Origin of the sequence: Dietzia sp. DQ12-76 (assembly GCF_014145045.1) — a bacterium.
Lineage (GTDB): Bacteria > Actinomycetota > Actinomycetes > Mycobacteriales > Mycobacteriaceae > Dietzia.
The window spans coordinates 3,956-13,888 of the sequence record NZ_JAALDV010000307.1 but is presented as its reverse complement, the minus strand read 5'-3'; the positions used below and the strand labels follow the sequence as shown (position 1 = coordinate 13,888).

The window sequence follows — 9,933 nt, the reverse complement described above, 5'->3', positions numbered from 1 at the left end:
GGATCCAGCCCGTTGGCGGCGCACAGCTCGGCGTAGGTGGTGCCGTCGTCGTCGGTCAGGCGCGCCGCGGTGGCCGCGTCCATGGAGCCGGTGAACAGCAGCGATCCCAGGCACGCGCGGCCGAACCGTGACCCCTCCTCCTCGGGGAAGACCGTCAGGGCCAGGGCCCGCCGGGGCCGCACCCCGCGGGTCCGGAGATGATCCACCGCCACGAGCGCCGAGGCGACGCCGAGTGGGCCGTCGAAGGCTCCTCCCCCGGGCACGGAGTCCAGGTGGCTGCCGGTGACGACCGCCCCCTTCAGCGGATGGCCGGCCGGATTCCACCAGGCCCAGATGATCCCGTTGCGGTCGGTCTCGGTGTCCAGACCCCGCGCGGCCGCCTCGGCCAGGAACCACTCGCGCAGGTCCAGCTCCGCGCGGGAGTAGACGGGGCGGCTGTACCCGCCCCGCGTCGGGTCGGTCCCGACGTCCGCGATCGCGGACATCAGCGAGGTGACGGTGGTGGCGACCGGGATGGTCATGACGGGCTCCTCGGGGGTCCGGAACGTCCGGACGGTGCGGAAGGTACGGGTGTGTCACGCCCCCTCGGAGGGGACGGTGCGGCGTGGGCGAAGCGGAGTGGGTCGGACTGCGTTGAGCTGGGCGGGCCGGGCAGTTCAGCCGTCGACGCCGTCGGGGTAGGCGGTCACCGAGAGGAAGCGTATGGGCAGTTCCAGCATCGCCACCGGCCCGTGAACGCCCTCCCCGTCGATGAGCAGGGAGTCCCCCGGGCGGAGTCGGTACTCGGACTCGGCGTGGTGGTAGATCATGTCGCCGGAGAGCATGTACAGCAGCTCGGTGCCGGGATGCTGGAAGCGGGGATGGGTCTCCGACTCGGCGGTCAACGTCACCAGGACGGGTTCGATCCGCTTGTTGGGTCCCCGCAGCGCGCCGAGCAGTTCGTAGTCGTGGCCCACCGACGTGCCGCGGCCGACGATCGTCGCCCCCTGCCCGTCCGGGGTGAACACCGCGTCGCGTCGGGTGTCCGCGCCGCGCAGCAGCGAGGTCACCGGCACGTCGAGCCCGGTGGCGAGCTTCGCGAGCATGTTCAGCGAGCACGACGTCTGCGCGTTCTCGATCTTGGACAGCATCGCCTTGGAGATGCCGATCCGCTGGGCCATCTCCGCGACCCCCAGGTTCTCCGCCACACGCAGTCTGCGGACGTGGAAGCCGATGATCCGCTCGAGATCGTTGCCGGTGGGCACGTCCACGGGGAGCTCACGCGGCGCCGCCTGGTGGACGACCCTCCGCTCGTCATCCCGGCCGGCTGCCATGTCCTCGACGGTAGTCATCGTCGCCGCCCCGCGGAAGTCACCACCCGTGACCGGCGCGGGTCCGGCCCCGGTCCGATCGTCCGGTACGACGGTCATCTACAACTCCCGCCCCGCGCGGCCGGGGATCCAGTCGGTGCCCGCCAACGGCACGCGCGCCATCGCGGCGGCCTCCATCGTCAGCGCCACCAGGTCTTCCGGCTCCAGGTGGGTCAGGTGGGACTTACCGCAGGCCCGCGCGATGGTCTGAGCCTCCATCGTGAGCACGTGCAGGTAGTTGGCCAGGCGCCGACCGGATGCCTCCGGATCCAGTCGTCGCGCCAGGTCCGGGTCCTGGGTGGAGATCCCGGCCGGGTCGCGCCCGTCCTGGAAGTCGTCGTAGAACCCCGCCGCCGAGCCGAGGGCGCGGTACTCCTTCTCGTAGCGGGGGTCGTTGTCCCCCAGCGCGATCAGCGCGGCCGTCCCGATCGCGACGGCGTCGGCGCCCAAGGCCATGGCCTTGGCCACGTCCGCCCCCGAGCGGATCCCGCCGGAGACGATCAGCTGCACCTTCCGGTGCAGGTCCATCTCCTGCAGGGCCTGCACCGCCTGCGGGATCGCCGCGAGGGTGGGGATGCCCACGTGCTCGATGAACACGTCCTGCGTGGCGGCGGTGCCGCCCTGCATCCCGTCCACGACCACCACGTCCGCGCCGGCCTTCACCGCCAGCTTGACGTCGTAGTAGGTGCGGGTCGCGCCGACCTTGACGTACACCGGCTTCTCCCACCCGGTGATCTCCCGCAACTCGAGGATCTTGATGGCGAGGTCGTCGGGGCCTGTCCAGTCCGGGTGCCGGCAGGCCGAACGCTGGTCGATCCCCCGGGGCAGGGTCCGCATCTGTGCCACCCGGTCGGAGATCTTCTGTCCCAGGAGCATGCCTCCCCCACCGGGCTTGGCGCCCTGCCCCAGGACCACCTCGATGGCATCGGCCTTGCGGAGGTCTTCGGGGTTCATCCCGTAGCGCGAGGGCAGGTACTGGTAGACGAGCTTCGAACTCTGGCCGCGCTCCTCCGCCGTCATCCCACCATCACCCGTGGTGGTGGAGGTGCCCGCGGCACTGGCCCCGCGCCCGAGGGCCTCCTTGGCCTGCGCCGACAGGGCACCGAAGCTCATCCCCGCGATGGTCACGGGGATGTCCAGCCGGAGGGGCTTCGTGGCGTGACGGGTGCCCAGGGTGATGTCGGTGTCGCAGCGTTCGCGGTATCCCTCGAGCGGGTAGCGCGACATGGAGGCGCCCAGGAAGAGCAGGTCGTCGAAGTGCGGCACCTTCCGCTTGGCACCCCAGCCGCGGATGTCGTAGATCCCGGTCGCGGCCGCGCGCTGGATCTCGTGGATCACCGAACGCGGGAAGGTGGCGGATTCGCGCAGGGCCGGGTCGGCGGGGGCGGTCTGCATCTGCGGTGGGGTGGCCTGGTCGGATCGGGTGGGTCCGTCGAAGGGCATGTCGGGCTCCTGTCGGGGGTGCGGCGGGCGGTCAGTAGGCGGAGGCGTTGTCCACGTCGAAGGTGTAGAGGGTGCGGGCGGAGCCGTAGCGCCGGAACTCCCCGGTCGAGACCCCGGTGACGGCAGCACGGTCGAGCAGCTCCCGGAGCTCGGTGTGGTGTTCGGGCCGCATCTCCTTCTCGACGCAGTCGGCGCCGAGGGACTCGACGCGACCCCGGACGTAGATGTGGACCTCGTAGAGCGAGTCACCGAGGGCGTCGCCGGCATCGCCCAGGACGACCAGACGCCCGGCCTGGCCCATGAAGCAGCTCATGTGACCGATCGAGCCGCCGACGACGATGTCCACGCCCTTCATCGAGATGCCACACCGGGCGCCGGCGTCTCCCTCGATCACCAGCAGCCCGCCGTGGGCCGTCGCCCCGGCCGACTGCGAGGCCGACCCGGTGACCCGCACCGTCCCGGACATCATGTTCTCGGCCACCCCGACCCCCACGTTCCCGTTGACCGTGACGTGGGCACCGTCGTTCATCCCGGCGGTGTAGTACCCGGTGGGCCCGTCGATCACGACCTCGTCCGGTTCCGTCAGGCCCACGGCGAGCGCGTGCGCCCCCCGGGGAGCGGTGAGGAGGTATCTGCCGGTGCCGTCGGACTCCCGGAGGATCCGATTGGTCTCGCGAAGCCCGGCCTCCCGGACGTCGATCACGTGCGGGGCGGCGGTCGGCGCGTCGCCGACGGGTCCGAGGTCCCTCGGCGCGAAGGCCTGTTCCGGCGTCACGGTCATCGTTCTTCCTTCCTGGTGGGCACTCCACCGCGGTGCTGCGGTGGAGCTGCGCGGTAGATGGGCTGCGCGGTGGGTGGGCTGCGTGAGGGCGGGGTCAGCGCCGCCAGTGGTACACGCGACCCGGCTCCGGCTCGAAGAGACGTGCGTCGTCGATGCCCGGGAGGTGCGCCATCGCCCGGTACTCCGAGGCCATGGCGACGTAGCGGTCGGTCTCGGCGATCACCGCCGGCTTGCAGGCGATCGGGTCCCGCACGACCGCGAACTCCTCGGCGGTCGACACCAGCAGCGTGTAGAACCCGTCGAGGACGCCGGCCATCTCGGCCAGTGCCTGGTCGATCCCCGCGCCGAGCGCGATCTGGGCGGCCACGAACCGCGCGGCGACCTCGGTGTCGTTGAGGGTGTCGCAGTGGATGTCGCGTCGGGCGAGTTCGCGCCGGACAGAGGCGTGGTTGGAGAAGGACCCGTTGTGGACGATGCACTGGTCCGGGCCCACCGAGAAGGGATGTGAGCCGGCGGGGGTGACCGCCGATTCGGTGGCCATGCGGGTGTGCCCCACGCCCTGCCATCCCGAGGCCCCCGGTAGGCCGAAGCCCGAGGCCAGCTCCAGGGGCAGTCCCACGCCCTTGAGGACGGCGAGCTCGGTGCCCAGGCCCACCAGGACGGCCTCCGGGAGGGCGGTACGGACGGCGGAGGCGAGGGTCTGAGGGTCGGTTCCGGCGGTCAGGAGGACGGTGGCCCCCAGCTCGCGGCCCGACACCTCGCGCCCCAGGTGGTCACCGACACGGGTGGCCAGGGTCCGGGCGTCGAGGCCGTCGGTGAGGTCGGCGAGCACGGTGACGGTGGCCGATCCGGCCGGGGTCCAGTCGGGGTTGCCGTAGACGGCGACGCCGGCCGAGTCCGAACCGCGGTCGGTCATCTCGCCGAGCATGGTGGTGAGCAGGTCGCCGAGCCGGGGTTCGAGATCCGGGTCGCGCAGGTGGAGTCCGACGATGCCGCACATGGGGGTTCTCCTGGTGTTGTCGGGTCTGGGGGTGGTGTCTGTCGGGTCGGGCGATACAGCCGCGCGGCGGGGGGCCGCGGCGTGTCACAACGCGGTCAGGTACTCGTCGATCTCCCACTGGGTGACCGTGTTGTGCCAGGAGATGAACTCCTCGCGTTTGAGATCCGCGTAGTAATCGGCGACCCCGTCTCCACCGATGTCCAGTGCGGCGCGGACGACCTCGTCTCTCCCCAGCTCCTCCACGGCGTGGAGCAGGGTCGGGGGAAGGGTGTGGGTGGCCTCGCCGACCGTTGCCGGGACGCCGGGGTCGAGATCCCTCCGGATCCCGTCGAGACCGGCGGCCAGCTGCACCGCGATGGCCAGATAGGGGTTGGCGGAGCCGTCGCCGCCGCGGAGTTCCACGCGGTTGCCGTCGGGCACGCGGAGGTAGTGGGTGCGGTCGTTGCCGCCGTAGGTCGCGTCCGTGGGCGACCACGTGGCCCCCGACGCCGTCGTCCGTGCGCCGATACGTTTGTAGGAGTTGATGGTGGGGCACAGGATCGCGTGCATACCGGCGGCGTGGGTGAGCACGCCGGCGATGAACGAGTACGCCACGGGTGAGAGCCCGAGCCCGTAGGAGTCCTCGCCGACCGCGGGGAACACCGGGTGCCCGTCGCGCCACAGGGACATGTGAAGGTGCATTCCCGATCCGGTCCGGTCCGAGAACGGCTTGGGCATGAAGGTCGCGATCATGTCCCGCTGTTCGGCCAGCATGGAGATGATGTAGCGCAGCGTCATGACCCGGTCGGCGGTGACCATCGCCTCGTCGTAGGCGAAGTTCTGCTCGAACTGTCCGTTGCCGTCCTCGTGGTCGTTGGCGTAGTTGGCCCAGCCGAGGACGTTCATCGCGTCCGAGACACCCGCGAGGTGCTCGAACATGCGGGTCACGCCCCGGGCGTCGTAACACGGGTGGGACTCGTCGTCCCTGGGGTCGGCGGTGCGCAGCGACCCGTCATCGCTCCTGCGGACCAGAAAGTACTCGACCTCGGCCCCCACCTTGAGGTCGAGTCCGTCGGTCGCCGCGTCGGCGAGCATCCGCCCCAGGATGACGCGCGGTGCGAAGCGCCACGGCTCCCCGCTCACCCAGGGATCGCAGTGCACCAGCGCCAGCCCGGGTTTGATGAAGCCAAGGGGGGTGAACGAGCGGGGGTCGGGGACGACGAGGAGGTCGGGATCCCTGGGCTGTTGGCCGATCGCGTCGGCCGCGTATCCGGCGAACCCGAGCTCCCCGGCCTCGAGCTGGTCGACAGCGGAGGCCGGGACGAGCTTCGCGCACGGCTTGCCCCTGAGGTTGGTGAACACGGCCAGCACGAACCTCGTCCCGGTGTCCGCGACCATCCGGGCGAGAGCGCCGGGGGCGCTCAGGCGGTCACGGTCGGAGTCGAGCGCCGGGAACGACGACTGCCTGCGCGCGCCGTTCGCGCGGTCGGCGACCCCGGCGGAGGGGTCTGCGGTGACTGTCATGACGTCTCCTGATCCACTGTTTCTGCTTGGTGGTCAAAATATACTGCGGCTAAACGAGGGGTTGGTTACCTCGGTGTTACGGATTACCGGCCGTCGGGGACGCTTCTGAGCTGGCTCAATCACGAAGACTCGGGCACGAGGCCAGGTGCGTCCGCCGCGCGGTAACCGAATGGAAACTGGCGCGGTACCTGGCAGAAAGCAACAAAGGTTCACACTGTGAAACGCACGGTCCCCACGTCGCCCCGCCCGGGAGTGGCCTCAGAGGAAAGAGAAAGAGATGGACGTAGCCATAGCGGCGGCAGACACCGCCTGGGTGCTCGCGGCCATGGTCGCGGTGGCCTTCATGGTCCCCGGCCTGGCCCTGTTCTACGGCGGCATGGTCAGCATCCGCAGCACGCTCAACATGATGATGATGACGATCGGCGCGGTCGCCGTGATGGCCGTGCTGTGGGTCCTGATCGGGTACTCGCTGACATTCGGCGACTCGGTCGGGGGCGCAGGCCTGCTCGGCGACCCCCTCGAGTACCTGGGACTCCGGGGCATCATGGCCGAACCCGCGGCCCCGGGCCTACCACCCGCACTGTTCGCCGGGTTCCTGATGCTGTTCGCGGGGATCACCGTCGCCCTCGTGGCCGGCGGTGTGGCGGACAGGATGCGCTTCTCCACCTGGCTCGTCTTCGCCATCGTGTGGCCGGTGCTGGTGTTCTTCCCCGTGGCCCACTGGGTGTTCGCGTTCGATTCCGACGACGGTTCGGTCACGGGTGGGTGGATCGCCAACAACCTGGGGGCCATCGACCTCGCGGGCGGCACCGCGATCCACATCAACGCGGGAGTCGCGACCCTCGCCCTGGTGCTCGTGCTCGGCCGACGAGCCGGCTTCCCCACGATCAGCAGGCCACACAGCATCCCCCTGACGTTCCTCGGCGCCGGAATGCTCTTCGCCGGGTGGATCGGTTTCAACGCCGGCTCCGCCGTGGCCGCGGGGAACACGGCCGCGGTGGCCGCGCTCAACACCGTGGTCGCGGGGCTGTGCGGCGCATTGGCCTGGATGATCACCGAGCAGGTCCGCGCCAAGCACCCCACCACCCTCGGTGTGGCGTCCGGGCTCGTCGCCGGACTGGTGGGCATCACCCCGGCCGCCGCGGCGGTCAGCCCACTCGGCGCCATCGCGATCGGCCTGATCTGCGGCGTGGTCTGCCACTACGCGGTGGGCCTGAAGTACCGCCTGGGGTACGACGACTCCCTCGACGTGGCCGGACTCCACATGGTCGCGGGCATCATCGGCACCCTGCTCATCGGTGTGATCGCCGATCCCGCCTCCCCGGCCGGTGAGGCGGGCCTGCTCTTCGGTGGCGGGTTCGGACAGCTCGGCGCCCAGACCCTGGCCACGGCGGCCGTCCTCGCCTACTCCTTCACCATCACCCTGCTCATCGCCTTCGTCCTGGACAAGACGATGGGCCTGCGGGTCACCGAGGAGGACGAACGGGAGGGCCTGGACAAGGCCTACCACCGCGAGATGGCGTACTTCCAGGACGTACTCGAGCGCGACGGGCTCGACGGCGGCGCACTCGAGCGCGACGGGCTCGGGACCGACGCCGCGGCGGTCGGCGAGGCCGGGGAGACGAAGGCGGCCACGGCGTCGCCGCCCGCGTCCTCGACCTAGTCCTTCCGTACGACCCGGTCACCCCGTACGACGACGAGGAGGCGGTCCCGCGTGGGGCCGCCTCCTCGTCGTCGTCCGAGAGCCTGCGAACAGCCCTATCCGCCCGCGCCGACGGGCTGCTCCTTGAGCGCGCCCAGGATGTCGTCGACACGGTCCTTGGCGTCGCCGAACAACATCTGGGTGTTGTCGCGGAAGAACAGGGGGTTCTGTACACCGGCGTACCCGGCGGCCATGGATCGCTTGAAGACGATCACGTCCGTCGCCTCCCACACGTGGAGCACGGGCATACCCGCGATCGGGCTGCCGGGGTCCTCGGCGGCGTCCGGGTTGACGGTGTCGTTGGCACCGATCACCAGGACCACGTCGGTGCCGGTGAAGTCGTCGTTGATCTCGTCGAGCTCGAACACGATGTCGTACGGCACCTTCGCCTCGGCGAGCAGCACGTTCATGTGACCGGGCAGGCGGCCCGCGACCGGGTGCACGGCGAAGCGCACATCCACGCCCCGCTCGCGCAGAGTGCGGGTGAGGTCCGCGACGGGGTACTGCGCCTGCGCGACGGCCATGCCGTACCCCGGGGCGATGATCACCGACGAGGCGCCCGCCAACAACTCGGCCGCGCCGGCCACGTCGATCTCCCTGTGCTCCCCGTGGTCCCTGCCCTCGCCCGCGGCGGCCTCGATGCCGAAGCCACCGAGGATGACCGAGATGAACGACCGGTTCATCGCCTTGCACATGATGTAGGACAGGTACGCACCCGAGGAACCGACCAGTGCACCGACCACGATGAGCAGGTCGTTGCCGAGCAGGAATCCCGTCGCGGCCGCTGCCCACCCGGAGTACGAGTTGAGCATCGAGACCACGACCGGCATGTCGCCACCGCCGATGCTCGCCACGAGGTGCCAGCCCAGGGCCAGCGCAAGGGCCGTGACCAGCGCGAGCATCCACAGCGCCGGCGTGATGACGAACGCGACGGTGAGGGCGACGAACGCCACCAGGATCCCGGCGTTGATGAGGTTCTTGCCCGGCAGCACCAGCGGCGCGGACTTCATCTTCGCCGACAGTTTGAGGTAGGCCACGATCGATCCGGTGAAGGTGATGGCGCCGATGAACACGCCGATGAACACCTCGGCGTGGTGGATGTCCAGCAGCGCGCCGGAGAGGTCACCGTGGAGCTCGGGTTCGAGGTACCCGTTCCACCCCACGAGCACCGCGGCCAGGCCCACGAAGGAGTGCAGCAGGGCGATCAACTCGGGCATCTCGGTCATCTGCACGCGCCGGGCACGCAGCAGCCCCAGCGTCGCGCCGATGAGCACCGCGACCACCATGAGGACGATCCCGGTGGTGGCGGGATGGTGGTCGATCACCAGCGCGACGGTGGCCACGAGCGCCAGCGCCATGCCGGCGATGCCGAAGCTCAGGCCCCGGCGGGCGGTCTCGTGCTTGGACAGGCCGGCCAGGGACATGATGAACAGCAGCGCGGCGACGAGGTAGGCCGCGTTGGCGGCGGTCACGAGTGACATCTCCTCAGGCTCCCTTCGAGAACATGCCGAGCATGCGGCGCGTCACGGCGAATCCGCCGAAGACGTTGATGGACGCGACGAGGATCGCGATGGTAGCCAGGACCTGACCGACGGTGTTGTCGATCCCGATCTGGAGCAGTGCGCCCACGACGATCACGCCGGAGATCGCGTTGGTCACCGACATGAGCGGTGTGTGTAGCGCGTGGTGGACGTTGCCGATCACGTAGTACCCGATCACGATCGCCAGGACGAACACCGTGATGTGGCGCGGGATGTCTCCGGGCGCGACGGCCGTGAGCAGCAGGAGCAGCGCCATCCCCGTGGCGATCAGGCCGAGCCTGGCCCGGGGGGAGAGCTTCTTCTTCTCGGCGGGCGGTTCGAGCGGCTCGGCGGCCGCCGCGGCGGGCGCCGCGCTGACCTGCACGGGCGGGGGCGGCCACAGGACCTCCCCGTCCCGGGCCACGGTCACCCCGCGCTGGACGACGTCGTCCAGATCCAGCGACCACCGCCCGTCCTTGTCCGGGGTGACAAGCTTGGTGAGGTTGACCAGGTTGGTGCCGTACAACTGCGAGGCCTGCGCGGGCAGGCGTCCGGCCAGGTCGGTGTACCCGATGATCGTCACGCCGTTCTCGGTCACCACCACCTCGTCCGCCACGCTGCCCTCGACGTTGCCA

General features: G+C 70.2%; 9 protein-coding genes. 1 reads left to right on the top strand and 8 read right to left on the bottom strand.

Annotation, left to right across the window (positions count from 1 at the left end):
- From G6019_RS10995 to glnT, 6 genes are all read right to left on the bottom strand, one after another.
- Positions 1-521: M28 family peptidase (locus G6019_RS10995; RefSeq protein WP_182627582.1), on the bottom strand; the 521-nt coding region annotated here is incomplete at its 3' end.
- 135 nt (positions 522-656) lie between these two features.
- Positions 657-1,313, bottom strand: a complete 657-nt coding sequence (locus tag G6019_RS10990) for a helix-turn-helix domain-containing protein (RefSeq protein ID WP_182613033.1) — start codon at positions 1,311-1,313, stop codon at positions 657-659.
- A gap of 96 nt (positions 1,314-1,409) precedes the next feature.
- Positions 1,410-2,744 carry an FMN-binding glutamate synthase family protein gene (locus G6019_RS10985; RefSeq protein WP_182613032.1) on the bottom strand — a complete coding sequence of 445 codons (1,335 nt, stop codon included), beginning with the start codon at positions 2,742-2,744 and terminating at the stop codon, positions 1,410-1,412.
- A gap of 79 nt (positions 2,745-2,823) precedes the next feature.
- Positions 2,824-3,573, bottom strand: a complete 750-nt coding sequence (locus tag G6019_RS10980) for a protein glxC (RefSeq protein WP_194305646.1) — start codon at positions 3,571-3,573, stop codon at positions 2,824-2,826.
- Between the two features lie 94 nt (positions 3,574-3,667).
- Positions 3,668-4,573, bottom strand: a complete 906-nt coding sequence (locus tag G6019_RS10975; protein ID WP_182613030.1) for a glutamine amidotransferase — start codon at positions 4,571-4,573, stop codon at positions 3,668-3,670.
- A gap of 84 nt (positions 4,574-4,657) precedes the next feature.
- Positions 4,658-5,950 carry a type III glutamate--ammonia ligase gene (gene glnT / locus G6019_RS10970; protein WP_241726002.1) on the bottom strand — a complete coding sequence of 431 codons (1,293 nt, stop codon included), beginning with the start codon at positions 5,948-5,950 and terminating at the stop codon, positions 4,658-4,660.
- Between the two features lie 403 nt (positions 5,951-6,353).
- On the opposite strand from glnT, the gene G6019_RS10965 reads away from it, so the two are divergent.
- Positions 6,354-7,739, top strand: a complete 1,386-nt coding sequence (locus G6019_RS10965; protein ID WP_107755260.1) for an ammonium transporter — start codon at positions 6,354-6,356, stop codon at positions 7,737-7,739.
- A 95-nt stretch (positions 7,740-7,834) separates the two neighbouring features.
- On the opposite strand, the gene pntB is transcribed toward G6019_RS10965, so the two are convergent.
- Positions 7,835-9,259: a Re/Si-specific NAD(P)(+) transhydrogenase subunit beta gene (pntB, locus tag G6019_RS10960; protein ID WP_107755259.1), complete on the bottom strand. Its 1,425-nt coding sequence runs from the start codon at positions 9,257-9,259 to the stop codon at positions 7,835-7,837.
- Between the two features lie 4 nt (positions 9,260-9,263).
- A partial coding sequence (locus tag G6019_RS17345; protein WP_241726000.1) for a proton-translocating transhydrogenase family protein occupies positions 9,264-9,933 on the bottom strand: 670 nt, incomplete at its 5' end.

What these genes read in the sequence shown, in the direction of transcription:
- G6019_RS10980 (WP_194305646.1), bottom strand. Translation starts at nt 3,573, where the DNA reads ATGACCGTGACGCCGGAACAGGCCTTCGCGCCGAGGGACCTCGGACCC.
- G6019_RS10965 (WP_107755260.1), top strand. Translation starts at nt 6,354, where the DNA reads ATGGACGTAGCCATAGCGGCGGCAGACACCGCCTGGGTGCTCGCGGCC.
- pntB (WP_107755259.1), bottom strand. Translation starts at nt 9,259, where the DNA reads ATGTCACTCGTGACCGCCGCCAACGCGGCCTACCTCGTCGCCGCGCTG.
- glnT (WP_241726002.1), bottom strand. Translation starts at nt 5,950, where the DNA reads ATGGTCGCGGACACCGGGACGAGGTTCGTGCTGGCCGTGTTCACCAAC.
- G6019_RS10990 (WP_182613033.1), bottom strand. Translation starts at nt 1,313, where the DNA reads ATGGCAGCCGGCCGGGATGACGAGCGGAGGGTCGTCCACCAGGCGGCG.
- G6019_RS10985 (WP_182613032.1), bottom strand. Translation starts at nt 2,744, where the DNA reads ATGCAGACCGCCCCCGCCGACCCGGCCCTGCGCGAATCCGCCACCTTC.
- G6019_RS10975 (WP_182613030.1), bottom strand. Translation starts at nt 4,573, where the DNA reads ATGTGCGGCATCGTCGGACTCCACCTGCGCGACCCGGATCTCGAACCC.